Here is a 26,849-nt window from a genome sequence, read left to right on the forward strand (position 1 = left end):
GACGCTCAGCGCGCGTTAAGGGTTTGCCAACAGGGTATGCCGAAATGGCCGAGTAGCTCGAAGGTTTCGCACAGCGGCAATCCGACCACCGCCGAATAGCTGCCATTGAGCCCGGCGACGAACACCGCACCCAATCCTTGAATCCCGTAGCCGCCAGCCTTGTCCCGGGGTTCGCCGCTGGCCCAGTAGGCCGACGCTTCGTCGCGATCGATGGTGCGAAAACGCACCAGACTGCGCACCACCAAAGACTCGCAGCGCTCGCCATCGCGCACTGCAATCGCTGTCAGCACTTCATGCTCACATCCGGACAACAGCATTAGCATGGCGCACGCGTCGGCTTCGTCCACCGGCTTGCCGAGAATTTTCCCGTCCAGCACCACGGCGGTGTCGGCACCCAGCACGCAGAAATCCGCGTCGGACACGACCGTTCCATGCCCGGCTTCGGCCTTGCCGCGCGCCAGACGCTCGACATAGGCCGATGGGGATTCTTCAGATAAAGGGGTTTCATCGATGTCAGCGCTGATGACGGAGAACGACACGCCGATCTGCGTGAGCAGTTCACGCCGACGCGGCGAACCTGAGGCGAGGTACAGCTGTTTCATCAAGACATCTCCCTGCTAGCGCCCTGTCTCACAAATACTGTTCCTTTTCGGCGAGACAGAGCACCAGGTGCGGGCACATGCCTGACCGAATTAATTGATTTTGTAGCGTCGACGCAAACCGCGCAAACCGTAGCTGATCCATGGCCAGAGCAATGCGCTGACCAGTGCCGGCAACACCAGTGCCAGGGTCGGCTGACGATTGCCGGTCAGGGCGCTCAGCCACAACTGAACCAATTGGGCGAGGCCGAAGATCACCAGGATCACCAGGCTCTGTTGCCACATCGGGAACATGCGCAGGCGCTGTTGCAACGACAGCACCAGGAAAGTAATGAGCGTGAGGATCAACGCGTTCTGGCCCAGCAACGTGCCATACAGCACGTCTTCGGCCAACCCCAGGCACCAGGCGGTCACCATGCCGACTTTCTGCGGCAGGGCCAACACCCAGAACGCCAACAGCAAGGCCAGCCACAGAGGACGCAGGATTTCCATGAACTGCGGCAGCGGCGAAACGCTGAGCAGCATGCCGATGGCGAAGGTCAGCCAGACCATCCAACCGTTTTTGGATGAAGTAGTACCGCCCATTATTCTCTTCCCCCAGTGGTGGCCGGCGCGGAGACAGGCGGTTTGGCAGCAGGCTTCACGGCAGCAGGCTGGGCCGTCGGTGGTTTGGCGGCGGCCGGTGCAGACGCGGGTGGCTTGCCGGCAGCATGGACAGCGGCAGGTTTTGCCGGCGTCGCGGCAGCAGGTGCCGTCGCAGGAGCAGCCGGAACAGCCGGAGCAGCGACGGCAGCCGGGATCACCGACACAGCCGGTTTCGGCACAGTCGCAGGAATGATCGGCCCACCGCCGTGCTGGTCCAGCGCTTCCTGAGCCTGGGCGGCGTCGTTGGCGCGCTCCTCGGCGGTGCGTCCGTCACTGAATACCAACAACAGATAACGGCTGCGGTTCAACGCGGCGGTCGGCACGGCACGGACGATGGCGAACGGCTGGCCGGAATCGTGGATCACTTCCTTAACCGTCGCCACCGGGTAACCCGCAGGGAAACGCTGACCGAGGCCGGAACTGACCAGCAGATCGCCTTCTTTAATGTCGGCGGTATCGGCCACATGACGCAGCTCAAGGCGTTCCGGGTTACCGGTGCCGCTGGCAATCGCCCGCAGACCGTTACGGTTCACCTGCACCGGAATGCTGTGGGTGGTGTCAGTCAGCAACAGGACGCGGGAGGTGTATGGCATCAACTCAACCACCTGGCCCATCAGGCCCCGTGCATCGAGCACCGGCTGACCGAGGACCACACCGTCGCGCTCACCTTTATTGATGATGATGCGATGGGTAAAGGGGTTGGGGTCCATGCCGATCAACTCGGCCACTTCGACCTTCTCGTTGACCAGCGCAGAAGAGTTGAGCAACTCGCGCAGCCGAACGTTCTGTTCGGTGAGGGCGGCAAGCTTTTGCATGCGCCCCTGCAACAGCAGGTTTTCGGTTTTGAGTTTTTCGTTTTCGGCGACCAGTTCGGTCCGGCTGCCAAACTGGCTGGCCACACCCTGCCATAACCGCTGCGGCAGGTCGGTGATCCAGTAGGACTGCATCAGCACCAGCGACATTTGGCTACGCACTGGCTTGAGCAGTGTGAAGCGGGCATCGACCACCATCAGCGCGACCGATAGCACGGCCAGCACCAACAAGCGCACGCCCAGTGAGGGGCCTTTGGTGAAAAGCGGTTTAATAAGCCGCTCCTCCCAGGCAAATGTTCTCTTTATTCATACGGCATCAAACCGGCCTGGATGCAGACTGACAGAAGATAAACGCCAACAGGCAGCACTGCAAAGTGCTGCCTGCGCGCTCAACAGCATAGAGGCGATCCGGCAACTTATTCGCTGGAAAGCAGATCCATGGTGTGTTTATCCATCATTTCCAATGCACGGCCACCGCCGCGAGCAACGCAGGTCAGCGGGTCTTCGGCGACGATCACCGGCAGACCGGTTTCCTGGGCCAGCAACTTGTCGAGGTCGCGCAGCAAGGCGCCACCACCGGTCAGTACCAGACCACGCTCGGCGATATCCGATGCCAGCTCCGGAGGCGATTGCTCCAGCGCACTTTTCACAGCCTGAACGATGGTGGCCAGGGACTCTTGCAGAGCTTCCAGCACTTCGTTGGAGTTCAGGGTGAATGCGCGTGGAACGCCTTCGGCCAGGTTACGGCCACGAACGTCGACTTCACGAACTTCGCCGCCTGGGTAGGCCGTACCGATTTCCTGTTTGATGCGCTCGGCGGTGGACTCGCCGATCAGGCTGCCGTAATTGCGACGCACATAGGTGATGATCGCTTCGTCGAAGCGGTCGCCGCCAACCCGTACGGATTCAGCGTAGACCACACCGTTGAGGGAGATCAGCGCGATTTCAGTGGTACCGCCACCGATATCGACCACCATCGAACCGCGCGCTTCTTCAACCGGCAGACCGGCACCGATTGCAGCGGCCATCGGCTCTTCGATCAGGAATACTTCACGGGCACCGGCACCAAGGGCCGATTCACGGATGGCACGACGCTCAACCTGGGTGGATTTGCATGGAACGCAGATCAGCACACGAGGGCTAGGCTGCAGAAAGCTGTTTTCGTGAACCTTGTTGATAAAGTACTGCAGCATTTTTTCGCAGACGCTGAAGTCGGCGATCACGCCGTCCTTCATCGGACGAATGGCAGCAATGTTGCCCGGCGTACGACCGAGCATGCGCTTGGCCTCGGTGCCGACAGCAACGACACTTTTCTGATTACCGTGTGTCCGAATAGCCACAACGGAGGGCTCATTCAGGACAATACCGCGCTCGCGCACGTAAATAAGGGTGTTGGCAGTGCCCAGGTCAATGGAAAGATCGCTGGAAAACATGCCACGCAGTTTCTTGAACATGGGAAAGGGACCCTAGGCAACGCGTGGGTAAAAAAGTGCGGCAAACTCTAACAACGACAGGGATTTTGGGCAAGGCGCCAATATGTTAAATTGGCCGCTTTTCTGTGCACCAAGCCCCACAATCGCGGCCTTGAGACCGTAGAAATGCGGTAGTGTTCCGACAATCTAACACACGGACGCCGTCCGTTCTGTTTTCCACTGGAGAATCCCATGGCGCTTGAACGCTCCGACGTGGAAAAAATCGCTCATCTGGCCTGCCTTGGCCTCAATGATGCCGATCTTCCACACATCACTTCGGCCCTGAACAGCATTCTCGGGCTGGTCGACGAAATGCAAGCGGTCGATACCGACGGTATCGAGCCGCTGGCCCACCCATTGGAAGCGAGCCAGCGTCTGCGTGCAGACGTCGTGACCGAAACCAATCATCGCGAGGCCTATCAGTCCATCGCACCAGCGGTCGAAAACGGCCTGTATCTGGTTCCGAAAGTCATCGACTAAAGGGAAAGAGCCTGCAATGCATCAATTGACTCTGGCCGAGATCGCCCGCGGACTCGCCGATAAAAAGTTTTCTTCCGAAGAGCTGACCAAAGTCCTGCTGGCGCGCATCGCCCAGCTCGATCCGCAGCTCAACAGTTTCATCAGCCTCACCGAAGACCTGGCGCTCCAGCAGGCGAAAGCCGCTGACGCTCGTCGGGCCAACGGTGAGAGCGGCGCCCTGCTCGGCGCGCCGATCGCCCACAAAGACCTGTTCTGCACCCAGGGCATCCGCACCAGCTGCGGTTCGAAGATGCTCGACAACTTCAAAGCCCCGTACGACGCCACCGTGGTTGCCAAACTGGCCGCTGCCGGGGCCGTGACCCTGGGCAAGACCAACATGGACGAATTCGCCATGGGGTCGGCCAACGAGTCGAGCTATTACGGCGCGGTGAAAAACCCGTGGAACCTGGACTACGTTCCGGGCGGCTCGTCTGGCGGTTCGGCTGCGGCAGTGGCCGCTCGTCTGTTGCCAGCGGCGACGGGCACCGACACCGGCGGTTCGATTCGTCAACCTGCCGCGCTGACCAACCTCACCGGCCTGAAACCGACGTACGGTCGCGTTTCGCGCTGGGGCATGATCGCCTACGCGTCCAGCCTCGATCAGGGCGGTCCATTGGCCCGCACCGCCGAAGACTGCGCGATCCTGCTGCAAGGCATGGCCGGCTTCGATCCAAATGACTCCACCAGCATCGATGAACCCGTGCCTGATTACAGCGCCAGCCTCAACGGTTCGCTGCAAGGCCTGCGCATCGGCGTGCCGAAGGAATACTTCAGCGCAGGTCTGGACCCGCGTATTGCCGACCTGGTCATGGCCAGCGTTGAAGAGCTGAAAAAGCTCGGCGCCGTGGTCAAGGAAATCAGCCTGCCGAACATGCAGCACGCAATCCCTGCGTACTACGTGATCGCCCCGGCGGAAGCGTCCTCCAACCTGTCGCGTTTCGACGGCGTGCGTTTCGGCTATCGCTGCGAAGACCCGAAAAACCTGGAAGACCTGTACAAGCGTTCCCGTGGCGAAGGTTTCGGCCCGGAAGTGCAGCGCCGGATCATGGTCGGCGCCTACGCGCTGTCGGCCGGTTACTACGACGCCTATTACCTGAAAGCGCAGAAGATCCGTCGCCTGATCAAGAACGACTTCATGGCGGCCTTCAACGAGGTCGACATCATCCTCGGCCCAACCACGCCGAATCCGGCCTGGAAGCTCGGCGCCAAGAACAGTGACCCGGTCGCTGCGTACCTGGAAGACGTCTACACCATTACCGCCAACCTCGCCGGTCTGCCGGGCTTGTCCATGCCTGCAGGTTTTGTCGATGGCCTGCCGGTCGGCGTGCAGTTGCTCGCCCCGTATTTCCAGGAAGGCCGCCTGTTGAACGTTGCCCATCAGTATCAGTTGAACACTGACTGGCACACCCGCACCCCAACCGGCTTCTGAGGAGAAACACATGCAATGGGAAGTCGTGATCGGGCTGGAGATTCATACCCAGCTCACCACCCGGTCGAAAATCTTTTCCGGTAGTTCCACCACCTTCGGTTCCGAGCCGAACACCCAGGCCAGCCTGGTTGACCTGGGCATGCCCGGCGTATTGCCGGTGCTGAACCAGGAAGCGGTGCGCATGGCGGTGATGTTCGGTCTGGCCATCGATGCCGAGATCGGCCAGCACAACGTGTTCGCCCGTAAAAACTATTTCTACCCGGACCTGCCCAAGGGCTACCAGATCAGCCAGATGGAATTGCCGATCGTCGGCAAGGGTCACCTGGATATCGCGCTGGAAGACGGCACGGTCAAACGCGTCGGCATTACCCGTGCGCACCTGGAAGAAGACGCCGGTAAAAGCCTGCACGAAGAATTCAGCGGCGCCACCGGCATTGACCTGAACCGCGCAGGCACACCGTTGCTGGAAATCGTTTCCGAGCCGGACATGCGCAGCGCCAAGGAAGCCGTGGCTTACGTCAAGGCTGTCCACGCGCTGGTGCGTTACTTGGGCATCTGCGACGGCAACATGGCCGAAGGCTCGCTGCGTTGCGACTGCAACGTGTCGATCCGTCCGAAAGGCCAAGCTGAGTTCGGCACGCGCTGCGAGATCAAGAACGTCAACTCGTTCCGCTTCATCGAGAAAGCGATCAACAGCGAAGTGCAGCGTCAGATCGAGTTGATCGAAGACGGCGGCAAGGTGATCCAACAGACCCGTCTGTACGATCCGAACAAGGACGAAACCCGTCCGATGCGCAGCAAAGAGGAAGCCAACGACTACCGTTACTTCCCCGACCCGGACCTGCTGCCGGTAGTCATCGAGGATTCGTTCCTCGACGACGTGCGCGCCACCCTGCCGGAACTGCCACCGCAGAAACGCGAGCGCTTCCAGGACCAGTTCGGTCTGTCGGTCTACGACGCCAGCGTCCTGGCCACCAGCCGCGAGCAAGCCGATTACTTCGAGAAAGTCGTGAACATCAGCGGCGACGCCAAACTGGCGGCCAACTGGGTGATGGTTGAACTGGGCAGCCTGTTGAACAAGCAAGGCCTGGACATCGAACAGTCGCCGGTTTCGGCCGAGCAACTGGGCGGCATGCTGTTGCGCATCAAGGACAACACCATCTCCGGCAAGATCGCCAAAGTGGTCTTTGAAGCGATGGCCAATGGCGAAGGCAGTGCGGACGAGATCATCGACAAGCGCGGCCTCAAGCAAGTGACCGACACCGGCGCGATCTCGGCGGTGCTGGATGAAATGCTCGCGGCCAACGCCGAGCAGGTCGAACAATACCGCGCGGCAGACGAAGCCAAACGCGGCAAGATGTTCGGCTTCTTCGTCGGCCAGGCCATGAAAGCCTCCAAAGGCAAGGCGAACCCGCAACAGGTCAACGAACTGCTCAAAAGCAAGCTCGAAGGCTGATGAGAATGGAGCCAGTTCTAAATATTGGCTCCATTCCCTGTGGGAGCGGGCTTGCTCGCGAAAGCGGTTCGGCACTCAACACAAGGTTGACTGTCAGAATGCATTCGCGAGCAAGCCCGCTCCCACATTTGTTTCGGGAATACCTTTTATGAAGCGTCTGCTCAGTGCCTGCGCCCTGCTCTCTCTGCTGGCCGGTTGTGCCAGTACGGATACCGTCGATCCACACGGCTACGACAAGACCGGCGTAGCTTCGTATTACGGCGCCAAACACCATGGCAAACGCACCGCCAGTGGCGAGCGTTTCAACCAGCACGGCCTGACCGCCGCCCATCGCCAGTTGCCGTTCGGCACCCGGGTGAAGCTCACCAACCTGAAAAACGACAAGTCCTGCGTGGTGCGCATCAACGATCGCGGGCCATACTCTCGTGGGCGCCTGATCGACGTGTCACGTGAAGCGGCCGAACAGTTGGGCATGCTGCGCAGTGGCACCGCGAAGGTTCGCGTGCAAGCCCTCGACGACTGATTGACGGAGCGCTGACTATTTTCGGACTTGCCGATTTACCCCTGATCAGCGTGATTGAATTGCTCTGCGGTCTGTTTTTACTGATCGCCGGCGCCGAACTGATGGTGCGCGCCGCCGTGCGCCTGGCCGCGCGACTGCAGGTGCGGCCGCTGATTATCGGCCTGACCATCGTGGCCCTCGGCAGCAGCGCACCGCAGATGGCGGTCAGCCTGCAAGCCACCCTGGCGCAAAACGTCGACATCGCCGTTGGCAGCGTGATCGGCAGCAGCATCTTCAACATCCTCGTCACCCTCGGGCTCTCGGCGCTGATAATTCCGCTGCGGGTTTCGCGGCAATTGGTGCGCCTGGATATTCCACTGATGATCGGCGCCAGCCTGCTGGTGTTCGTACTGGCGTGGAACGAAGAACTGAACCGCACAGATGGCATTATTTTGCTGGGCGCGCTGGTGCTGTACCTGGGTTTGCTGCTGCGCCAGTCGCGACACTCGGCCCGTCCGCCATCGGGGGCGCATGAAGCGCCACAGGCACCGTGGTTCAGCAGCCTGCTGATGATTATTGCCGGGCTGGTGATGCTGGTGTTCGCCGGGCACTTGCTGCTTGGCGCCGCAGTAGCGGTCGCGACCGACCTGGGGTTGTCTGAGCGGATCATCGGCCTGACCATCGTCGCCGTCAGCACGTCCCTGCCGGAGTTGGCCACTTCTTTGATCGCTGCGTTGCGCGGTCAGCGAGACATCGCGGTGGGCAACGTGATCGGCAGCAACCTGTTCAACCTCTTGGGCGTGCTGGGCTTCACCGCGTTGATCGCGCCATCGCCGCTGTCGGTGTCGCCCAACGCCCTGGATTTCGACTTGCCGGTGATGCTCGGCGTCGCGGTGCTGTGCCTGCCGGTGTTTTATTCCGGTTACCGGGTGACCCGCGCCGAAGGTCTGCTGTTTTTGGGTTTGTATCTGGCTTACGGTCTGCACGTGGTGTCGTTCACTACCGGCATGCCGCTGGCCGGCAAGCTTGAACACCTGATGCTGTTTTTTGTCCTGCCGGCGCTGATGGCGTTTTTGCTGTTCACGTCGCTGCGCGCCTGGCGTCGCCAACACCACAAGAGGGAATTGCCATGAGCACTGATAAAAAGGCTGGGGTTGAAGTCCGTCGCCAAGTGATGGGCGACGCTTTCGTCGACCGCGCTTTGGGCAACGCCACCGAGTTCACCCAGCCACTGCAAGACTTCGTCAACGAACACGCCTGGGGGGGTGTGTGGAACCGTGAAGGTCTGCCGCTGAAAACCCGCAGCCTGATCACCCTCGCCGCGCTGACCGCGTTGAAGTGCCCGCAAGAATTGAAAGGTCACGTGCGCGGAGCGCTGAACAACGGCTGCACCGTGGAAGAGATTCGCGAGGCGCTGCTGCATTGCGCGGTGTATGCGGGAGTGCCGGCGGCGATCGATGCGTTTCGGGCGGCGCAGGAAGTGATTGATAGCTACCAGAAGCCGGAGTAGGCAAATCGATCGCCTTCGCGGGCAAGCCTCGCTCCTACGGTGTTGTGTCGTTTGCGAAATTTGCACACGACAAAAAATCCTGTAGGAGCGAGCGGTGCGGCGATCCGACTTGCCCGCGAATGGCCATAAAGAACACTACAAATTCCGAAATTAAATCCACCCACCCCACTGCAACAAAAAGATCCCGACGTTGGTGGTGATCGCCGCCATCAGCGTGGTAATCACAATGATCGCTGCCGCCAGTTCATGATTGCCATTAGCCTGCCGGGCCATGACGAAACTGGCCGCGGCAGTCGGGCTGCCGAAGTACAGAAACAGAATCCCCAACTCCGCCCCGCGAAAGCCCCAGAGCCAGGCGCCAAGCGTCGCCAGCACCGGCAGGCCGATCATTTTCAGCAGACTCGAACTCAACGCCATCGTGCCGCTTTTGCGCATCGCCGCCAGCGACAACGTGCCACCGATGCAGATCAGTGCCAACGGCAAAGTGGTTTGTGCCAGGTACTGGCCGGACGTTTCCAGCCATCCCGGCAGCCCGATCTTGAACCAGGCAAACGGCGCCGCCGCAAACACACTGATGATCAACGGATTGACCATCACGCTTTTGCATATGCTCCACGGATCAGATTTGATCACCGGACTGTAGACCGCCAGTACGATGGTCGAAAGCGTGTTGTAGAACAGGATCACCAGTGCCGCGAGAATCGCCCCAAGGGAAATCCCGTAGTCGCCATACATGCTCGCCGCCAATGCCAGACCGATAACACCGTTGTTGCCGCGAAACGCGCCTTGGGTATAGATACCTCGGTCTTCCCGCGGGCATTTCCAGATTGCCCAACCCCAGGCAATCGCAAAGCACGCCAGGGTCGCGACCGAGAAGTAGATCAGCAGCGCCGGTTGCAGCGCGGCATGCAGGTCGGCATGCAAGATACCCAGAAACAGCAACGCCGGCATGGTGACGTTGAACACCAGGGCTGACGCGGTATGAATGAAATTGTCGTTGATCCAGTCGATGCGCTTGAGCAGCGCCCCCAGAAACAGCATGGCAAACACCGGCGCGGTGATGTTCAGGGTTTCGAGGAAGATAGCCAGCATGCCGGGGGGGAACCTTGGGTGAGTGTCGTTAGGGGGCTAATGATAAGCCACTTTCACCCGGATCGTTCCCACGCTCTGCGTGGGAACGATCACTCGGTCTCAGGTAATCGGCGCCGGGTTGAACAAGGTGATGTCGTTATGCAGCTTATGCTGCTCCGCCCACGTCTGTTTCTTGCCGCTGGCCACGTCCAGGTAGTAGTGGAACAACTCCCAGCCAAGGTCTTCAATCGACGCCCGCCCGGTGGCAATCCTCCCGGCATCGATGTCGATCAAATCCGGCCAGCGTTGCGCCAGTTCTGTGCGGGTCGACACCTTCACCACCGGCGCCATCGCCAACCCATAAGGCGTACCCCGCCCGGTGGTGAACACATGCAGGTTCATCCCAGCCGCCAACTGCAACGTCCCGCAGACAAAATCACTGGCCGGGGTTGCGCAGAAAATCAGCCCTTTGCGCTTGAAGCGCTCCCCAGGGCCAAGCACCCCATTGATCGCGCTGCTGCCGGATTTGACGATCGAGCCCAGGGACTTCTCGACAATGTTCGACAACCCGCCCTTCTTGTTCCCTGGAGTGGTGTTGGCACTGCGATCCGCTTCGCCCTTGGCCAGGTAACGGTCGTACCAGTCCATTTCCCGCACCAGTTCCTGAGCAACTTCCTCAGTTTCGGCGCGGGACGTCAGCAGATAAATCGCATCGCGCACCTCAGTGACTTCGGAAAACATCACCGTCGCCCCCGCCCGCAGCAACAGATCCGAGGCATAGCCAAGCGCCGGATTGGCAGTGATGCCAGAGAACGCATCGCTGCCGCCGCACTGCATACCGAGGATCAGCTCGGACGCCGGCACAGTTTCCCGACGACGCAGATCGAGCTTCTTCAAACGAGTCTCGGCCAGCGCCATGATCTGCTCGATCATCTCGGTGAAACCGTGGCCGGAATCCTGCAAGCGGTACAGCCACGGCTCGCTGAGATCGACCGAACTGTCGTTCTCGTGCATCACCTGCCCGGCCTGCAATTTCTCGCAGCCCAGGCTGATCACCAGCGCCTCGCCACCCAGGTTCGGGTTGCGCGCCAGATTGCGCACGGTGCGGATAGGGATGTACGCGTCGGTGGCGGTGATCGCCACGCCGCAACCATAACTATGAGTCAGCGCCACCACATCGTCGACGTTCGGGTACTTGGGCAGCAACTCGTCCTTGATGCGTTTCACCGCGTGATCCAACACCCCGGTGACGCACTGCACCGTGGTGGTGATGCCCAGAATATTGCGCGTGCCGACGGTGCCGTCGGCGTTGCGATAACCCTCGAAGGTGAAGCCTTCCAGCGGTGCCTGCGCGGCCGGCACTTCGGTGGATAGCGGCAGGCTATCCAGCGGCGGCGCGGTCGGCATGCGCAGTTGATCTTCCTTGACCCAGCTGCCGCGAGGGATCGGCTGCAACGCGTAGCCAATGGTCTGACCGTAACGAATCACCTGGCCGCCCTCTGGGATATCCTCAAGAGTGACCTTGTGGCTCTGCGGCACGAAATCCACGGTGACCAGGCCATCGGGGAATTCGGTGCCGGCCGGCACGCCCTGATCGTTGACGATGATCACCACATTGTCCCGCTCGTGCAGGCGGATGTAGCGCGGCGAGTCGGAATGTTCAATCAACTGCATGACGCCGCTCCTCAGGAATGCGCTTCAGATAACTTGTTGCTGGTTTCAGCGCCGCTGACTGGCGGCTCTTTGAGCACCACACGCTTGATCGGGCCAACGATCACCAGATAGCTGAAGACGGCTACCAGCGCGTTGCAACCGACGAACACCAGCGCCCACTTGAACGAGCCGGTGGAGCTGATGATGTAACCGATGACAATCGGCGTGGTGATCGACGCGATGTTGCCGAAGGTGTTGAACAGGCCACCGCTGAGACCGGCGATCTGTTTCGGCGAGGTATCGGACACCACCGCCCAGCCCAACGCACCCACGCCTTTGCCGAAGAAAGCCAGGGCCATGAAGCCGACTACCATCCATTCCACGTCCACGTAATTGCAAGCCACGATGCTACTGGAAACCAGCAGGCCGGCGATGATCGGCGCCTTGCGGGCGAAGGTCAGCGAGTGGCCTTTGCGCAGCAGGTAATCGGAAATCACCCCGCCGAGCACTCCACCGATAAACCCGCAGATCGCCGGCAGCGAGGCAATGAAACCGGCCTTGAGGATGGTCATGCCGCGCTCCTGCACCAGGTACACCGGGAACCAGGTCAGGAAGAAGTAAGTGATGCCATTGATGCAGTACTGGCCCAGATACACACCAAGCATCATGCGGTTGGTCAGCAGTTGGCGGATGTAGTCCCACTTCGGACCGTCGCCCTTTTTGCCTTTGCCTTTGTCCTGGTCCATGTCGACCATGCCGCCGTTGTCGGCGATGTGCTTGAACTCGGCGTCGTTGATCATCGGGTGTTGGCGCGGGCTGTAGATCACCTTCAGCCAGATGCCCGAGAAGACGATGCCGATCACGCCCATGACGATGAACACATGCTGCCAGCCGAAGGAATAAACGATCCAGCCCATCAACGGTGCGAACAACACGGTGGCGAAATATTGCGCCGAGTTGAAGATCGCAGAGGCGGTACCGCGTTCTGCGGTCGGGAACCAGGCCGCTACGATGCGTGCGTTGCCGGGGAAGGATGGCGCTTCGGCCAGGCCCACCAAAAAGCGCAGCATGAACAGCGCAACCACCGCCGTGGACATGCCGAACTCACCGACATAGCCCTGCAGCACGGTGAACAAAGACCAGGTGAAGATGCTCAGGGCGTAGATTTTTTTCGAACCGAAACGGTCCAGCAGCCAGCCACCGGGAATTTGCCCGGCCACGTAGGCCCAACCGAATGCGGAGAAGATATAACCGAGAGTGACCGCGTCGATGCCGAGGTCTTTTTGCAGGCTGGAGCCGGCGATTGCGATGGTGGCCCGGTCGGCGTAGTTGATCGTGGTCACCAGAAACAGCATGAGCAGGATCAAATAGCGGACGTGAGTCGGCTTGGTCGATTGCATTGTAGATGTACTCCCACTGATTATTTTTATGCGCGGGTGAAGTTGTTGTGTTGCGGTATCGATGCCGATACCGCGGTGTTCCTGTCAGGAGCCGATGTAGCTGGTCTTCACGACCGTGTAGAACTCTTGCGCATAGCGACCTTGCTCACGTGATCCATAGGATGAACCTTTACGCCCACCGAACGGAACGTGGTAATCCACGCCGGCGGTCGGCAGGTTGACCATCACCATCCCAGCCTGGGAGTGGCGTTTGAAGTGGTTGGCGTACTTCAGCGACGTGGTGGCGATGCCCGCCGACAGTCCGAACTCGGTGTCGTTGGCCATGGCCAGCGCTGCCTCGTAATCGGCCACGCGAACGATGTTGGCCACCGGGCCGAAGATCTCTTCGCGGCTGATGCGCATCGCAGCTTCGCTGTCGGCAAACAGCGTCGGGGCGAGGAAGTAGCCTTCGGTGTCGCATGTCACCAAACCACCGCCATTGACCAGACGCGCACCTTCGGACTGGCCGATATCGATGTACTTCAAGTCTTGTTCAAGCTGAGCCTGCGAGACGACCGGACCGATATCGGTGCCGGTTTTCAGCGCGTGACCGACCTTGATTGACTTCATGCGCTCGGCCATGGCTTCGACGAATTTGTCGTGAATCCCGGCGGTGACGATGAAGCGGCTAGACGCGGTGCAACGTTGGCCGGTGGAGTAGAACGCGCTCTGTACCGACAGTTCGACCGCTTGCTTGAGATCGGCGTCATCGAGAATGATCTGCGGGTTCTTGCCGCCCATTTCCAGCTGAACCTTGGCTTGGCGCGAGACGCAGCTGACAGCGATCTGACGACCCACACCCACGGAACCGGTGAAGCTGATGCCGTCGACTTTCGGGCTCTGCACCAGCGCATCGCCAACCACGCGACCGCTGCCCATCACCAGGTTGAACACGCCGGCCGGGAAGCCTGCGCGGGAGATGATTTCTGCCAGCGCCCAGGCGCAGCCCGGCACCAGATCAGCTGGTTTCAGCACGACGCAGTTGCCGTAGGCCAGGGCCGGGGCGATTTTCCACGCCGGGATCGCAATCGGGAAGTTCCACGGGGTGATCAGGCCGACCACTCCGAGGGCTTCGCGAGTGACTTCGACGTGGACGCCCGGACGCACCGACGGCAAGTAGTCGCCAGACAGGCGCAGGCATTCACCGGCAAAGAACTTGAAGATATTACCGGCGCGAGTCACTTCGCCGATGGCTTCTGGCAGGGTCTTGCCCTCTTCCCGGGCCAGCAAAGTGCCTAACTCTTCGCGACGGGCGAGGATCTCGCTGCCGACTTTATCCAGTGAATCGTGGCGAGCCTGAATACCCGAAGTGGACCAGGCCGGGAACGCGGCGCGAGCGGCGTCGATGGCGGCGTGGACCTGAGCCAGGTAGGCCTTGGCGTATTCGCCGATGGTATCGGTCAGCTCGGACGGATTGATGTTGGCGCAGTAATCACTGCCCGCCACCCATTCGCCGTTGATGTAGTTATCGAAACGCTTTGAATCAGCCACGGGCTGCCCCTTTTAAAAGAAGTCCTCACACAAAAAGCCACTAATTGCTCAGCGGCCTTGTTTAATCGGTTGTTACTGCGCACCTTGCTTGTCGATCAGCGCAGCAAGCATTTCGTACTCTTCGCCCGTCAGATCGGTCAGCGGTGCACGCACCGGGCCTGCGTCATAACCGGCAATTTTTGCCCCGGCCTTGACGATGCTCACGGCGTAACCGGCCTTGCGGTTGCGGATGTCCAGGTACGGCAGGAAGAAGTCATCGATGATCTTGCCAACGGTGGCGTGATCTTCGCGAGCAATCGCGTGGTAGAAATCCATCGCGGTTTTCGGGATGAAGTTGAATACCGCCGAGGAGTAAACCGGCACGCCCAGCGCTTTGTAGGCCGCGGCGTAGACTTCGGCGGTCGGTAAACCGCCCAGGTAGCTGAAGCGATCACCGAGGCGGCGACGGATCGACACCATCAACTCGATATCGCCCAGGCCATCCTTGTAGCCGATCAGGTTCGGGCAGCGCTCGGCCAGACGTTCCAGCAACGGAGCGGTCAGGCGGCAGACGTTACGGTTGTAGACCACTACGCCGATTTTTACCGATTTGCATACCGCTTCAACGTGGGCAGCAACACCGTCCTGGCTGGCTTCGGTGAGGTAATGCGGCAGCAGTAAAAGGCCTTTGGCGCCCAGACGCTCGGCTTCCTGAGCGTATTCGATGGCCTGGCGGGTGGCGCCACCGACACCGGCGAGGATCGGCACGCTGGTGGCGCAGGTATCGACGGCAGTCTTGATGATTTCCGAATATTCGCTGGCCGCCAGAGAGAAGAACTCACCGGTGCCGCCCGCGGCGAACAATGCCGAGGCGCCGTATGGGGCCAGCCATTCGAGACGCTTGATATAGCCCGCGCGATGGAAATCGCCCTGAGCATTGAAGTCGGTGACCGGGAACGACAGCAGGCCGGAAGAGAGGATGGACTTCAGTTCTTGTGGATTCATTTATTCGAACACCCTGGGTAGCAACGTTGTATGAGAAAACCGTTCAGCCTTCGCCGAAGTTGTAGGTCATCGTACAACTTAAAATACAACCGTCAACTGCATTTCATCGCGGGCCTCAACATTTGCGTCAGAAAAGGTAATTCCGTATCTGCTGCTCAAGGACTGGAAACCGGCGGGCGTTGTGAATTCGCCGGCCAAGGTAGATTTCCCAGGGGAGGGCCTCGCAGAGCCTACCGGCGTCTGGGATGAAGCCAGTGACGATGTGGTAACACAGACGGGAATTGAGCTGCGAATTCCGAAAGCGGAACTGGAAAAGTGCCGGAACACAGAAATCGAATTGCGTTACAAATTCGCGGATGAGTCGAGTATGGAGCCGTGTTCGGATCCCCTCATGACATCCAACCTGCGCCTGGCCTTTATAGTTCAGGCGCATTACGACACGACCGAAGTGAAGCCGTAACGCCTGTCACCCCTGTGCCTGCGCCTCTTCATGGGCCTGGCGCAGCCTTTCGCGGCTATTGGTCAGGTGCAGACGCATCGCTGCGCGCGCCGCATCGGAATCCTGTCGCGCGATCGCCTCGTAGATTTCCTCGTGCTCGCGGCTCAGGCGACTCATGTAGTGCTGCTGGTCGTCATGGGCCAGGCGCGCGGAGTTGAGGCGTGTGCGCGGAATAATGCTGGTGCCCAGGTGGGTCATGATGTCGGTGAAGTAGCGGTTGCCGGTGGCCAGGGCAATCTGCAGGTGGAACTGGAAGTCCGAAGCCACTGCATCGCTGGCGTGGGAGACGCTTTCATTCAGCGCGTCCAGCGCCGCTCGCATCAACGCCAACTGCTCAGGGCTGCGACGTTGCGCGGCAAGGCCGGCGGACTCCACTTCCAGGCTGATGCGCAATTCCAGAATCGCCAATACGTCGCGCAAGGTCACCACGGTGGCCGGGTCGATACGGAAACCGCTCGGGCTCGGGGTGTCGAGCACGAAGGTGCCGATGCCGTGGCGGGTTTCAACCTGCCCTGCCGCCTGCAAACGGGAAATCGCTTCGCGCACCACGGTGCGGCTGACGCCATGGGCCTCCATGATCGCCGACTCGGTGGGCAACTTGTCGCCACGTTTGAGGTGACCATCGCGGATCTGCTCGGACAGCACCGTCACCAGTTCCTGAGCGAGGCTGCGGCGCTTGCGAGGGAGGCGAGGTGTGTCGATCGGGTTTTCCATGGTGAACGTCTGTCTCAAAAATTCGGCTGAGCCCGCATCATAGCGCATGCGAGTTGTACGATCACCACCGCCCCCTGTAGGAGCGAGGCTTGCCCGCGAAGGCCTCCCCGCGGTTTTCAATCGAAGACCGCGTTATCGTTCTTCGCGGGCAAGCCTCGCTCCTACAGGGGGGAGGTGGTGTTCAGGCGGTGACGGTCTGGTCCACCAGATGGCCATTCTCGATGCGCACATGCCGTGGATGGAAACGCTTCAGGCTGCTGCGATGGCCGACGCTGACGATGCTCAAACCCGGCAACTCGTCGATCAACGCCTGATACAACGACGCTTCATCCTCTTCGTCCATCGCCGAAGTGGCTTCATCCATATACAACCATTGCGGCGCATAAAGCAGCGCGCGGGCGAAGGCCAGTCGTTGCTGCTCACCTGGCGAGAGCATGCGCTGCCAGTGATTGCCTTCATCCAGACGCGAAACCAGATGCGGCAAGCGGCAGGTTTCCAGCACGTGGACGTAGCGCTCGTGCGGGTAGGTGTCGCCGGGTTGTGGATAACTCAGCGCCTCGCGCAAGGTGCCAATCGGCAGATAGGGTTTTTGCGGCAGGAACAGATACCGTGCCGTCGGCAGACGGATGCTGCCATGGCCAGCCGGCCAGAGGTGCCCCATCGCCCGCAGCAACGTCGATTTGCCGCTGCCGGAACGACCGCTAAGCATGACGCGCTCGCCCTCCTCCACAGTCATGTCGGCGTTGGTCAGCAGATGACGACCGTCTGCGAGATCGAGGCCAAGGTTATGTACCTTCAACGTCGTGCCTTGGTTCTGTACATCGATGGCCGGTGCGCGCTGTTCGTTGTCAGTCATGGCCTGATGGAAACTCAATAGACGATCGCAAGTGGCGCGCCACTCAGCAAGGCCCTGGTACGCACTGATAAACCAACTGAAGTTCTCCTGCACGTTGCCGAACGCCGAGTTGATTTGCATCAATTCACCAAGCTCAATCTTGCCGGCGAAGTAACGCGGTGCGGCGACCATGAACGGAAAGATGATTGCGATCTGGCCATAACCGGAAGTGAAAAAGGTCAGGCGTTTGGACACTTTCATGATGTCCCAGAAGTTGTGCCAGACCAGGCCGAAACGGCTGCTCAGACGGCGGTTCTCATTGGGCTCACCGTTGTACAACGCAATGCTTTCGGCATTCTCGCGAACCCGCACCATGGAGAAACGCAAGTCGGCTTCGAAACGTTGCTGGTTGTTGTTGAGACCGATCAGACGACGCCCGATCAAATGCGTGAGCCAGCTGCCGACGATGGCGTAAACCAATGCACACCAAAACATATAGCCGGGAATCGTATAGCCAAATACTTCGATGCTGCCTGATACCCCCCACAGAATGATTGAGAATGACACTAGGCTGACGACGGTGCGGATCAAACCAAGGCCCAGGGCCAAGGTATTGGAGGTGAATTTATTGAGGTCTTCGGAAATCCGTTGGTCCGGGTTATCGGTGTAACCGCCCTGCTCCAGTTGGTAGTAGTTTTTATTGCCGAGCCAACGGGTGAAGTGCTTCTCGGTGAGCCAGGCCCGCCAACGGATGGTCAGCATCTGGGTCAGATAGAGCTGATACACCGCGCCGAGAATCGCCACCGCCGCGATGCCGCAGAAATACAGAATCAAATGCCAGAACGCCGCTTCGTCCTTCTTCTGCAAGGCGTTGTAGAAGTCCTTGTACCAACTGTTGAGCCACACTGAAATCGCCACGCTGAACAATGACAGCGCGATCACGGCGATCAGCAACGTCCAGGCCTTGCCCTTCTCTTCGCTACGCCAGTAAGGCGTGGTCATTGCCCAGACTTTGCGAAAAAACTGCCCGCGCACAGCATCGTTGACCGCGGAATATTCAGCGTTCTGATTCATGGATAAGGCTCGATAAAGAAAAGAACACACACGAGCCGATCATAAATGATCGACCCGGCTTGTAACGAGGTGTGACAACAATTGTTCAGCGCCAGTTCAGCGACGGACCGGGCGCTTCTGCAGTTTGCGCTGCAGCGTGCGGCGGTGCATGCCCAAGGCGCGGGCAGTAGCGGAGATGTTGCCTTCGTGCTCGGTCAGTACGCGCTGGATGTGCTCCCACTGGAGACGGTCCACGGACATCGGGTTTTCCGGCACCAGCGTGTCAAGGTCGGCGTGCTCGGAGAGCAATGCGGCCAGCACGTCATCGGCGTCCGCCGGTTTGCACAGGTAATTGCAGGCACCGCGCTTGATCGCCTCGACAGCGGTGGCGATGCTCGAGTAACCGGTGAGGATCACCACGCGCATTTCCGGATCGAGTTCGAGCAGCTTGGGCAGCAACACCAGGCCCGAGTCGCCGTCCATTTTCAGATCAAGGGCGGCGTAATCCGGAATGTCGGCCTGGGCGATGGTCAGGCCTTCTTCGGCGGAACCTGCTGTACTGACCCGAAAACCACGGCGGGCCATGGCGCGGGCCATCACGCGGGTGAAGGTTGCGTCGTCATCTACCAGCAGCAAATGCGGCAGTTCTTCGCCTTCGACTTGGATCTCGTCACTCATGTTCGTCTCCTCGGGCGACACGGGGCAGGCGCAGCTCGGTCAGCGTGCCACCTTCCTCATGACTGTAGAGTTTCACTGAGCCGCCGGCGCGTGTCACGCTGGCCTTGCTCAAAAACAGGCCCAGGCCGAAACCTTTGCCCTTGGTGGTAAAAAACGGTTTGCCGATCTGCTCGGCAATGGCCAGCGGCACACCGGCGCCATGGTCGCGAATGCTGATGGTCAGATCCTCGGCATTCCAGTCCAGGGTCACTTGCAAGCCTTCGGGGCACGCATCGGCGGCGTTGTTCAGCAAATTTAGCAGGGCTTGGGTCAGGTCCGGCGGCGGCGCCATGCGCGGCACGGTCCCCTGGCCCAGGCGCTGGAAGCGGTAACTGGCTTCCGGGCGCATCAGGTGCCAGCGGTTCAGGGCTTCGTCGAGCCAGTCGGTGACGTCCTGCATCTCCACCGCCAAGCGACGATTGGCTTCCGCCGCCCGAACCAACTGCTGCAAGGTTTCTTTGCAGAGTTTGACCTGATCCTGCAACACGCTCAAATCGTCCTGCAACAGCGGGTCGGGATGGTCCTGGCGCATTTCCTTGAGCAGCACGCTCATGGTTGCCAGTGGTGTGCCCAGTTCATGGGCTGCGCCGGCAGCCTGGGTCGCGACGGCCAGCAATTGCTGATCGCGCAGGCCTTCTTCGCGACGAATGGCACGCAGTTCCTCTTGGCGGCGTAGCTCTTCGGCCATGCGGGCGGCGAAGAAGGTGATGACTGCCGCAGCCAGGGCGAAACTCAGCCACATGCCATAGATCTGCAAATTTTCCCGGGCGATCGGGAACGTTTCCAGTGGGTAGAACCGCGCCAGCAGCAACGTGTAAAGCGCCAGGGCAATGCCCGACAGAATCACCGAATAACGCCAAGGTAGCGTCACGGCGGCGATGGTCAGCGGCACCAGATAATAAGAGACGAACGGGTTGGTCGAACCGCCGGAGAAGTACAGCAAGGCACTGTGGATAAACAGGTCGCAGGCCAGTTGCAGCGCGTATTCAAGCTCGGTGACTGGCCAGGAGGTACGCAGGCGGACGGCGGTGAACACGCAGAGCAGGATCGAGCAACCGAGGGTCATTGCCAGTTGCACCCACGGCAACGGCAGCAGGTCGAACCAGTAGGCCAGGCCCACGGAACCGGCCTGAGCGGCCAGCACCAACGTGCGGATGAACGTGAGCCGCCAGAGGTTCTGGCGAGTGGCGGAAGTGATTTGAACGGGGGCGAGCATGAGCTCTCCTGATGAGCGCTCCAGGCGGATCGCACGGAGTATAACCAAGCACAGGGGGTGACAGGCAAAAGTGCGGCAAACGGCCACATGGCAGGAAGGTTTGCTGCGTCTATAAGGACGCCTTCGCGGGCAAGTCGGATCGCCGTACCGCTCGCTCCTACGGGATTTTGGCGTGCAGGAGTTTATATACGACGTATTCCTGTAGGAGCGAGCGGTGCGGCGATCCGACTTGCCCGCGAATGGCCGCAACGCGCTCACCAGCCTTCCATCTGTATAGAAGTTGTAACTGTGCGAACCGGACCATTGAGGCTAGAGTCTGATGGTTTCACGCAGGTTCGGACTTTAACCCCTGCGCATCGTCCAAGGAGCTTTTCATGCACACATTGCGCCGCAGCGCCGCCCTTCTTGCCTTAAGCGTTGGCACCGTCAGTCTTCCGGCCCTGGCCGTCGACGAACTGCATTACAACCAGATATCCCTGCGCGCCGAAGTCAGCCAGGAAGTGGCCCGCGACCTGATGATCGTGACCCTCTACACCGAAGAGCAAAACACCGACCCGGCCAAACTCGCCGCCGACGTCAGCACCACCATGAACAAAGCACTGGCCCAGGCTAAAGAAGTCAAAGACATCACCCTGCGTCAGGGCAGCCGCAACAGCTACCCGATCTATGACACCAAAGGCCAGAAAATCACCGGCTGGCGCGAACGCGCCGAACTGCGCCTGGAAAGCTCGGACTTCGCCGCCCTCTCCAAACTCACCGGCGAACTGCTCACCGACCTGAAAATGGGCGGCATGGACTTCGCCATCGCCACCCCAACCCGCAAGGCCAGCGAAGACGCACTGCTCAAAGAAGCCGTGACCGCCTTCAAATCCCGCGCCCAACTGGCCACTGACGCCCTGGGCGGCAAGAGCTACAAAATCGTCAACCTGAACCTCAACAGCAATGGTTATCCACAACCGTACATGCGTGGGCCGATGATGATGAAAGCCGCGGCAATGGATTCAGCGCCAGTAACGCCAGAGGTTGAAGCAGGGACCAGCCAGGTCAGTATGACGGCGGATGGGGCGATTGAAGTGTTGATGCAGTGATTGGATAAGGGTTAAACGAAAACCGGCGATCAATAAGTGATCACCGGTTTTTTTGTGCCCTGAAGAAACGGAGTTTGTCCGTCAGGCCCTGTGTTGATTGATCTGCCGTCAATCGCGGGCAAGTCGAATCGTCGCACCGCCGCTCCCACAAGGTCATGCGCCAATTTCAAATCAGCACAAATCCTGGGGGAGCGGGCTTGCCCGCGATGAACGATAACGCGGTCTACGCCGGATCGACGTTATCCAGCGCCCGGTTCACCGCCAATTCCGCCAACATAATGATCTGTTGAATCGCCAACGCCGTATGACGCTGCGGGCCGATCAGATTGTTGGCGAAATCGCTGGCCAGGACACTCGCTGAGGCCAACGATTCGTAGGCGTAGGCCAGCAGGCTTTCGGTGCCGGCACCCGGGGCGACCATGAACAGGGTGCTGGGGCGACGGGGTTTTTCTGTGTATTGCGCGGGGGGATCGAGATAGTAGTCGAGGGCGCGCTTTATGGCTTCGCGGTCTTTGAGTAATTCTTCGGTGCGCGAAGCTTCGGCGTTGGGTGTGGTGGTGTTGAAGGGTGGGTCGGGGATTAATTTGTCCATTGAAAAATTTCTCCAGCGTTGGAGCCTCCACTCGCCGCTTCTCACACGGCGAAGAGGTGGCAGCTATGTGCGAGGTGAGAAGACCGGTTATGGACACCCGGCCGGACCGAAGTCCGCCCGCACACAGCCGCCATAACGCATTTGCAGGCAGCTAATAAACTGGCGGCGATTATGCGTGTACAGACACTGGATGACCATAAGTTGCCGGGCTTCTCACACCCGATCGCTGAGTTGTCAGCGACAGCCAAAGGTTATTGGGCCCGCGTCCGACCGACAACCTGAAAAATGCGTGGGAAAGTTCCATGTTTTGACACATCCATTAAACATTCAAAAGCGGAACGCGGAGCGTGCCTGGCGGCATTCCCACGCGGGAGAGTGAGAGCGATCAATCCCACGTCTGACACCGAATTATCGTCTGACACGGATTACTTGTAGGGGCTGTCGAGTGAAACGAGGCTGCGATCTTTTGATCTTAAAAAACAACGTCAAAAGATCGCAGCCTTCGGCAGCTCCTACAGTGGAGCGGTGTGCCCCGCCCCTCGCCACTCGTTGCAAGCCAAGGTGTCCACCGACAAACAGCAGCGGGTCAAACTGTACCAACAGGCACATCAAATCTTGAGCAACAGGTGCCGATTACACCGATTGCGAATTCGACAGTGTTCCAGCCACTGCGCAAGGAAGTTGCCGACTTCAAGATCAGCCCATTCGGCCTTACCCCCTTCTATGGAGTGGGTATAAATAAGTAACACCAGGCTCCAATCGGGTGCGCCAAACGCCCCGATTGCCCTTTGTCGGTGCGCGGTTTGCACCGTAAAAAACCTGCGCAAACGGTCAAATACCTCAGCATTTATACATATGCGACATTAAGGTACGTTCGTGCCACTGTTTAAGGCTTGTGACCATTCGGGATCTTGCATTGGGTATGGCCCCTGCATAAGTATCCGCAGGAACGACTCACGAGGTCGTACCTCAAAATCCAAAAATGACAACAAATCATGAGGCCAACATGCTTAAACACGCGGTCATTCCGTTTTTAGTCGGCGCAGGCTTGTTAGCCAGCGCACCTTTCGCCGCCGCGGCGACTAACCTGGTGTTTTGCTCCGAAGGGAGCCCGGCCGGTTTTGACCCTGGTCAGTACACCACCGGAACCGACTTCGACGCCTCTGCAGAAACCATGTTCAACCGCCTGACACAGTTCGAGCGTGGCGGCACCGCCGTTATTCCTGGCCTGGCGACCAAGTGGGACATTTCCGATGATGGCCTGACTTACACCTTCCACCTGCGTGAAGGCGTCAAGTTCCACACCACCCCGTACTTCAAGCCAACTCGCGAGTTCAACGCCGACGACGTCCTGTTCACCTTTAATCGCATGGTTAACAAGGATGATCCGTTCCGCAAAGCGTACCCGACCGAATTCCCGTACTTCACCGACATGGGGATGGATACCAACATCACCAAGATCGATAAAGTCGACGACCACACCGTCAAGTTCACCCTCAAAGAAGTTGATGCCGCGTTCATCCAGAACATGGCCATGAGTTTCGCTTCAGTCCAGTCTGCCGAATACGCTGCCCAGTTGTTGAAGGAAGGCAAACCCGCCGACATCAACCAGAAGCCGGTCGGTACTGGCCCGTTCGTGTTCAAGAGCTACCAGAAAGACTCCAACATCCGCTACACCGGGAACAAGGACTACTGGAAGCCTGATGACGTGAAGATCGACAACCTGATCTTCGCCATCACCACCGACCCGTCGGTACGTATTCAGAAACTGAAAAAGAACGAGTGTCAGATCACTCTGTTCCCGCGTCCGGCCGACCTGAAGGCACTGAAGGAAGACAAGACCCTGAAGGTACCTGACCAGGCCGGTTTCAACCTGGGTTACATCGCCTACAACGTGATGGACAAGGTCAAGGGCAGCAACGAGCCGAACCCGCTGGCCGACCTGCGAGTTCGTCAGGCGCTGGACATGGCAGTCAACAAGCCGCAGATCATCGACTCGGTTTATCAGGGCGCGGGCCAACTGGCCGTCAACGCCATGCCGCCGACCCAATGGTCCTACGACACCACCATCAAGGATGCGCCGTACAACCCTGAGAAAGCCAAAGAGCTGCTCAAGGAAGCCGGCGTCAAGGAAGGCACCGAAATCGTTCTGTGGGCGATGCCGGTACAGCGTCCGTACAACCCGAACGCCAAGCTGATGGCTGAAATGCTGCAGTCCGACTGGAAGAAGATCGGCCTGAACGTCAAGATCACCAGCTACGAATGGGGCGAGTACATCAAACGCTCCAAAGGCGGCGAGAACCAGGCGATGATCATCGGCTGGAGCGGCGACAATGGTGACCCGGACAACTGGCTGAACGTGCTGTTCGGCTGCGATTCGCTGCAGGGCAACAACTTCTCCAAATGGTGCGACAAGAAATTCGACGGCATCGTTAAAGAAGCCAAGCGCACGACCGATCAGGCCAAGCGCACCGAACTGTACAAGCAGGCGCAACACGTCCTCAAAGACGCCGTTCCAATGACACCTATCGCTCACTCGACGGTGTTCCAACCCATGCGCGACAACGTGCAGGACTTCAAGATCAGCCCGTTTGGCTTGAACTCCTTCTACGGCGTCAGCGTCAGCAAATAAGAAAAGGCAGCGGCGACGTTTTCAGCGTCACCGCTGCTTTTTTCTGCCGAGAAGCCAGGAATTTTCCTACGTCCAAATCCACTGCTTGGTACAGCAGGGCATAGGACGTGTTGACTTTTCCTACGAGTTTTTAGGACTCAACGCATTTACTGCCAGATCCACGGTCCCTACCGTCGGGTTCTGACCAGTAACTGTGTGGACTATCGGTTTGCTGTCCTGGTTTGAGCTCAATGCAGCCACTACGTCCCCAGACGGGATCGCGGCGCATTGAATAACACTACAAAAAGAGGGAGCGTCATGCGCCATACCTTGGTTTTATCCGCATTGCTGGGCACTGGCCTGCTGGCCGTCACTTCCATCAGCCAGGCCGCCAATAACAGTCTGGTGTTCTGCTCCGAAGGCAGCCCTGCCGGTTTCGACACCGCGCAATACACCACGGCGACCGATAACGACGCCGCCGAACCGCTGTACAACCGATTGGCAGAGTTTGAAAAAGGCGCCACCAACGTCGTACCGGGCTTGGCAACGAGTTGGGATATTTCCGAGGACGGCCTCAAGTACACCTTTCACCTGCGCGACGGAGTGAAATTTCATACAACCAAGTACTTCACGCCAACCCGCGATTTTAACGCCGATGACGTGCTGTTCACCTTCAATCGCATGCTCGATCCGCAGCAACCCTTCCGAAAGGCTTATCCGACCGAGTTCCCGTATTTCAACGGGATGAGCCTGAACAAGAACATCGCCAAGGTCGAGAAGACCGGGCCGCTGACGGTGGTGATGACGCTCAACAGCGTCGACGCCGCGTTCATCCAGAACATCGCCATGAGCTTCGCCGCGATCCTTTCCGCCGAATACGCCGACCAGTTGCTGGCCTCCGGTAAGCCGAGCGACATCAACCAGAAGCCGATCGGCACGGGTCCGTTCGTGTTCAAGAGCTATCAGAAAGATTCCAACATCCGTTACAGCGGCAACAAGCAGTACTGGGACCCGAGCCGGGTCAAGCTCGACAACCTGATTTTCGCCATCAACACCGACGCCTCGGTGCGTGTACAGAAACTCAAGGCCAACGAATGCCAGATCACCCTGCACCCGCGCCCGGCCGACGTAACCGCGCTGAAGAATGATCCGAAACTGCAACTGATCGAGAAACCCGGCTTCAACCTCGGTTACATCGCCTATAACGTGCGGCACAAGCCTTTCGACCAGCTCGAAGTGCGCCAGGCGCTGGACATGGCGGTGAACAAGCAAGGCATTCTCAATGCCGTCTATCAAGGCGCCGGTCAACTGGCGGTCAACGCCATGCCACCGACCCAGTGGTCCTACGACGAAACGATTAAAGACGCCGCCTACAACCCGGAAAAAGCCAAGGAACTGCTCAAGGCCGCCGGCGTCAAGGAAGGCACCGAAATCACCCTCTGGGCCATGCCGGTCCAGCGTCCGTACAACCCCAACGCCAAGTTGATGGCCGAAATGCTCCAGGCGGATTGGGCGAAGATCGGCCTCAAGGTCAAGATCGTCAGCTACGAATGGGGCGAGTACATCAAGCGCACCAAGAACGGCGAGCACGACATCAGCCTGATCGGCTGGACCGGTGACAATGGCGACCCGGACAACTGGCTCGGCACGCTGTACAGCTGTGATGCCATTGGTGGCAACAACTACTCGATGTGGTGCGATCCGGCTTACGACAAGCTGATCAAGCAGGCCAAGGTCGTCACCGATCGCGACCAGCGCACCGTGCTCTACAAACAGGCGCAACAGTACCTCAAGCAGCAGGTACCGATCACGCCGGTCGCCCATTCAACGGTTAACCAGCCGTTGAGCGCCAAAATCGAAGGATTCAAGGTGAGTCCGTTCGGTCGTAACGTTTTCTCGGGTGTCAGCATAGAAAAATAACCGCTTAGCCAAGAACCCGCTG

The 26,849-nt window shown here is 59.3% G+C and carries 24 protein-coding genes and 1 pseudogene; 11 read left to right on the forward strand and 14 right to left on the reverse strand.

Annotated elements, in window-relative coordinates; genetic code table 11:
• Window positions 1-5 precede the first annotated feature (5 nt).
• The 4 genes from CKW20_RS24060 to mreB all read right to left on the reverse strand — a co-directional run bounded on the left by CKW20_RS24060 (window position 6) and on the right by mreB (window position 3,510).
• Window positions 6-602, reverse strand: coding sequence for a nucleoside triphosphate pyrophosphatase (locus CKW20_RS24060; protein ID WP_095055127.1), 597 nt, complete (start codon window positions 600-602; stop codon window positions 6-8).
• A 90-nt stretch (window positions 603-692) separates the two neighbouring features.
• A complete protein-coding gene (mreD, locus tag CKW20_RS24065; RefSeq protein WP_095055128.1) occupies window positions 693-1,184 on the reverse strand; it encodes a rod shape-determining protein MreD in 492 nt (163 codons plus the stop codon).
• Window positions 1,184-2,329 (reverse strand): rod shape-determining protein MreC, encoded by a 1,146-nt coding sequence (gene mreC / locus CKW20_RS24070; protein ID WP_095055129.1) that lies wholly within the window; start codon window positions 2,327-2,329, stop codon window positions 1,184-1,186. Before mreC ends, mreD begins: the two co-directional genes overlap by 1 nt.
• A gap of 143 nt (window positions 2,330-2,472) precedes the next feature.
• Window positions 2,473-3,510: a rod shape-determining protein MreB gene (gene mreB, locus CKW20_RS24075; RefSeq protein WP_002555108.1), complete on the reverse strand. Its 1,038-nt coding sequence runs from the start codon at window positions 3,508-3,510 to the stop codon at window positions 2,473-2,475.
• A gap of 210 nt (window positions 3,511-3,720) precedes the next feature.
• On the opposite strand from mreB, the gene gatC reads away from it, so the two are divergent.
• From gatC to CKW20_RS24105, 6 genes are all read left to right on the forward strand, one after another.
• Window positions 3,721-4,008 (forward strand): Asp-tRNA(Asn)/Glu-tRNA(Gln) amidotransferase subunit GatC, encoded by a 288-nt coding sequence (gatC, locus tag CKW20_RS24080; RefSeq protein WP_003221657.1) that lies wholly within the window; start codon window positions 3,721-3,723, stop codon window positions 4,006-4,008.
• A gap of 16 nt (window positions 4,009-4,024) precedes the next feature.
• Window positions 4,025-5,476 carry an Asp-tRNA(Asn)/Glu-tRNA(Gln) amidotransferase subunit GatA gene (gene gatA / locus CKW20_RS24085; protein ID WP_095055130.1) on the forward strand — a complete coding sequence of 484 codons (1,452 nt, stop codon included), beginning with the start codon at window positions 4,025-4,027 and terminating at the stop codon, window positions 5,474-5,476.
• A gap of 10 nt (window positions 5,477-5,486) precedes the next feature.
• Window positions 5,487-6,932 (forward strand): Asp-tRNA(Asn)/Glu-tRNA(Gln) amidotransferase subunit GatB, encoded by a 1,446-nt coding sequence (gene gatB, locus CKW20_RS24090; RefSeq protein ID WP_095055131.1) that lies wholly within the window; start codon window positions 5,487-5,489, stop codon window positions 6,930-6,932.
• A 148-nt stretch (window positions 6,933-7,080) separates the two neighbouring features.
• The gene (locus CKW20_RS24095) at window positions 7,081-7,455 is read left to right on the forward strand and encodes a septal ring lytic transglycosylase RlpA family protein (RefSeq protein ID WP_095055132.1); all 375 of its coding nucleotides are present in this window, start codon (window positions 7,081-7,083) and stop codon (window positions 7,453-7,455) included.
• Between the two features lie 50 nt (window positions 7,456-7,505).
• Window positions 7,506-8,567, forward strand: coding sequence for a calcium/sodium antiporter (locus CKW20_RS24100; RefSeq protein ID WP_095055133.1), 1,062 nt, complete (start codon window positions 7,506-7,508; stop codon window positions 8,565-8,567).
• Window positions 8,564-8,944 carry a carboxymuconolactone decarboxylase family protein gene (locus tag CKW20_RS24105; protein ID WP_095055134.1) on the forward strand — a complete coding sequence of 127 codons (381 nt, stop codon included), beginning with the start codon at window positions 8,564-8,566 and terminating at the stop codon, window positions 8,942-8,944. The genes CKW20_RS24100 and CKW20_RS24105 overlap by 4 nt, the downstream gene beginning before the upstream one ends.
• 150 nt (window positions 8,945-9,094) lie before the next feature.
• Here the strand turns inward: CKW20_RS24105 and CKW20_RS24110 are convergent, their stop codons facing one another.
• The 5 genes from CKW20_RS24110 to kdgD all read right to left on the reverse strand — a co-directional run bounded on the left by CKW20_RS24110 (window position 9,095) and on the right by kdgD (window position 15,582).
• Complete coding sequence (locus tag CKW20_RS24110; protein WP_095055135.1) at window positions 9,095-10,036, reverse strand: AEC family transporter; 942 nt, start codon at window positions 10,034-10,036, stop codon at window positions 9,095-9,097.
• 99 nt (window positions 10,037-10,135) lie between these two features.
• Complete coding sequence (gene garD, locus CKW20_RS24115) at window positions 10,136-11,689, reverse strand: galactarate dehydratase (RefSeq protein ID WP_095055136.1); 1,554 nt, start codon at window positions 11,687-11,689, stop codon at window positions 10,136-10,138.
• Window positions 11,690-11,700: 11 nt separating this feature from the next.
• On the reverse strand, window positions 11,701-13,068 hold the full coding sequence (locus tag CKW20_RS24120; protein WP_095055137.1) for an MFS transporter: 1,368 nt from the start codon (window positions 13,066-13,068) through the stop codon (window positions 11,701-11,703).
• Window positions 13,069-13,152: 84 nt separating this feature from the next.
• Complete coding sequence (locus CKW20_RS24125) at window positions 13,153-14,598, reverse strand: aldehyde dehydrogenase family protein (RefSeq protein WP_095055138.1); 1,446 nt, start codon at window positions 14,596-14,598, stop codon at window positions 13,153-13,155.
• Window positions 14,599-14,670: 72 nt separating this feature from the next.
• Complete coding sequence (gene kdgD / locus CKW20_RS24130) at window positions 14,671-15,582, reverse strand: 5-dehydro-4-deoxyglucarate dehydratase (RefSeq protein WP_008015297.1); 912 nt, start codon at window positions 15,580-15,582, stop codon at window positions 14,671-14,673.
• Between the two features lie 181 nt (window positions 15,583-15,763).
• Between kdgD and CKW20_RS30010 the strand changes: the two genes are divergently transcribed.
• Window positions 15,764-16,042 carry a hypothetical protein gene (locus CKW20_RS30010; protein ID WP_256585120.1) on the forward strand — a complete coding sequence of 93 codons (279 nt, stop codon included), beginning with the start codon at window positions 15,764-15,766 and terminating at the stop codon, window positions 16,040-16,042.
• A gap of 6 nt (window positions 16,043-16,048) precedes the next feature.
• On the opposite strand, the gene CKW20_RS24140 is transcribed toward CKW20_RS30010, so the two are convergent.
• The 4 genes from CKW20_RS24140 to CKW20_RS24155 all read right to left on the reverse strand — a co-directional run bounded on the left by CKW20_RS24140 (window position 16,049) and on the right by CKW20_RS24155 (window position 20,616).
• Entirely contained in the window at window positions 16,049-16,795 is a 747-nt protein-coding gene (locus tag CKW20_RS24140) for a FadR/GntR family transcriptional regulator (protein WP_095055186.1), read from the reverse strand.
• 181 nt (window positions 16,796-16,976) lie between these two features.
• Complete coding sequence (locus CKW20_RS24145; RefSeq protein WP_095055139.1) at window positions 16,977-18,704, reverse strand: ABC transporter ATP-binding protein/permease; 1,728 nt, start codon at window positions 18,702-18,704, stop codon at window positions 16,977-16,979.
• Window positions 18,705-18,800: 96 nt separating this feature from the next.
• On the reverse strand, window positions 18,801-19,361 hold the full coding sequence (locus CKW20_RS24150; protein ID WP_007901386.1) for a response regulator transcription factor: 561 nt from the start codon (window positions 19,359-19,361) through the stop codon (window positions 18,801-18,803).
• A complete protein-coding gene (locus CKW20_RS24155) occupies window positions 19,354-20,616 on the reverse strand; it encodes an ATP-binding protein (RefSeq protein WP_030128039.1) in 1,263 nt (420 codons plus the stop codon). The genes CKW20_RS24150 and CKW20_RS24155 overlap by 8 nt, the downstream gene beginning before the upstream one ends.
• A gap of 374 nt (window positions 20,617-20,990) precedes the next feature.
• Between CKW20_RS24155 and CKW20_RS24160 the strand changes: the two genes are divergently transcribed.
• Window positions 20,991-21,704: an SIMPL domain-containing protein gene (locus tag CKW20_RS24160; protein WP_095055140.1), complete on the forward strand. Its 714-nt coding sequence runs from the start codon at window positions 20,991-20,993 to the stop codon at window positions 21,702-21,704.
• A 223-nt stretch (window positions 21,705-21,927) separates the two neighbouring features.
• Here CKW20_RS24160 and CKW20_RS24165 read toward each other — a convergent pair whose 3' ends face one another.
• On the reverse strand, window positions 21,928-22,296 hold the full coding sequence (locus CKW20_RS24165) for a DUF6124 family protein (RefSeq protein ID WP_095055141.1): 369 nt from the start codon (window positions 22,294-22,296) through the stop codon (window positions 21,928-21,930).
• Window positions 22,297-22,791: 495 nt separating this feature from the next.
• On the opposite strand from CKW20_RS24165, the pseudogene CKW20_RS24170 reads away from it, so the two are divergent.
• The 3 genes and pseudogenes from CKW20_RS24170 to CKW20_RS24180 all read left to right on the forward strand — a co-directional run.
• A pseudogene (locus tag CKW20_RS24170) lies at window positions 22,792-23,042 on the forward strand (ABC transporter substrate-binding protein); the annotation flags it as partial.
• A gap of 260 nt (window positions 23,043-23,302) precedes the next feature.
• A complete protein-coding gene (locus CKW20_RS24175) occupies window positions 23,303-24,928 on the forward strand; it encodes an ABC transporter substrate-binding protein (protein WP_095055142.1) in 1,626 nt (541 codons plus the stop codon).
• Window positions 24,929-25,225: 297 nt separating this feature from the next.
• The gene (locus tag CKW20_RS24180) at window positions 25,226-26,827 is read left to right on the forward strand and encodes an ABC transporter substrate-binding protein (protein WP_095055143.1); all 1,602 of its coding nucleotides are present in this window, start codon (window positions 25,226-25,228) and stop codon (window positions 26,825-26,827) included.
• Window positions 26,828-26,849: the final 22 nt, after the last annotated feature.

The organism is Pseudomonas sp. Irchel s3b2 (genome assembly GCF_900187445.1).
Classification (GTDB): domain Bacteria; phylum Pseudomonadota; class Gammaproteobacteria; order Pseudomonadales; family Pseudomonadaceae; genus Aquipseudomonas.

Excerpts from the sequence above, each read along its gene's own strand:
- CKW20_RS24060 (WP_095055127.1), bottom strand. The coding sequence starts at position 602 with ATGAAACAGCTGTACCTCGCCTCAGGTTCGCCGCGTCGGCGTGAACTG.
- mreD (WP_095055128.1), bottom strand. The coding sequence starts at position 1,184 with ATGGGCGGTACTACTTCATCCAAAAACGGTTGGATGGTCTGGCTGACC.
- mreB (WP_002555108.1), bottom strand. The coding sequence starts at position 3,510 with ATGTTCAAGAAACTGCGTGGCATGTTTTCCAGCGATCTTTCCATTGAC.
- gatC (WP_003221657.1), top strand. The coding sequence starts at position 3,721 with ATGGCGCTTGAACGCTCCGACGTGGAAAAAATCGCTCATCTGGCCTGC.
- gatA (WP_095055130.1), top strand. The coding sequence starts at position 4,025 with ATGCATCAATTGACTCTGGCCGAGATCGCCCGCGGACTCGCCGATAAA.
- gatB (WP_095055131.1), top strand. The coding sequence starts at position 5,487 with ATGCAATGGGAAGTCGTGATCGGGCTGGAGATTCATACCCAGCTCACC.
- CKW20_RS24095 (WP_095055132.1), top strand. The coding sequence starts at position 7,081 with ATGAAGCGTCTGCTCAGTGCCTGCGCCCTGCTCTCTCTGCTGGCCGGT.
- CKW20_RS24105 (WP_095055134.1), top strand. The coding sequence starts at position 8,564 with ATGAGCACTGATAAAAAGGCTGGGGTTGAAGTCCGTCGCCAAGTGATG.
- CKW20_RS24110 (WP_095055135.1), bottom strand. The coding sequence starts at position 10,036 with ATGCTGGCTATCTTCCTCGAAACCCTGAACATCACCGCGCCGGTGTTT.
- garD (WP_095055136.1), bottom strand. The coding sequence starts at position 11,689 with ATGCAGTTGATTGAACATTCCGACTCGCCGCGCTACATCCGCCTGCAC.
- CKW20_RS24120 (WP_095055137.1), bottom strand. The coding sequence starts at position 13,068 with ATGCAATCGACCAAGCCGACTCACGTCCGCTATTTGATCCTGCTCATG.
- kdgD (WP_008015297.1), bottom strand. The coding sequence starts at position 15,582 with ATGAATCCACAAGAACTGAAGTCCATCCTCTCTTCCGGCCTGCTGTCG.
- CKW20_RS24140 (WP_095055186.1), bottom strand. The coding sequence starts at position 16,795 with ATGGAAAACCCGATCGACACACCTCGCCTCCCTCGCAAGCGCCGCAGC.
- CKW20_RS24145 (WP_095055139.1), bottom strand. The coding sequence starts at position 18,704 with ATGAATCAGAACGCTGAATATTCCGCGGTCAACGATGCTGTGCGCGGG.
- CKW20_RS24150 (WP_007901386.1), bottom strand. The coding sequence starts at position 19,361 with ATGAGTGACGAGATCCAAGTCGAAGGCGAAGAACTGCCGCATTTGCTG.
- CKW20_RS24155 (WP_030128039.1), bottom strand. The coding sequence starts at position 20,616 with ATGCTCGCCCCCGTTCAAATCACTTCCGCCACTCGCCAGAACCTCTGG.
- CKW20_RS24160 (WP_095055140.1), top strand. The coding sequence starts at position 20,991 with ATGCACACATTGCGCCGCAGCGCCGCCCTTCTTGCCTTAAGCGTTGGC.
- CKW20_RS24165 (WP_095055141.1), bottom strand. The coding sequence starts at position 22,296 with ATGGACAAATTAATCCCCGACCCACCCTTCAACACCACCACACCCAAC.
- CKW20_RS24175 (WP_095055142.1), top strand. The coding sequence starts at position 23,303 with ATGCTTAAACACGCGGTCATTCCGTTTTTAGTCGGCGCAGGCTTGTTA.
- CKW20_RS24180 (WP_095055143.1), top strand. The coding sequence starts at position 25,226 with ATGCGCCATACCTTGGTTTTATCCGCATTGCTGGGCACTGGCCTGCTG.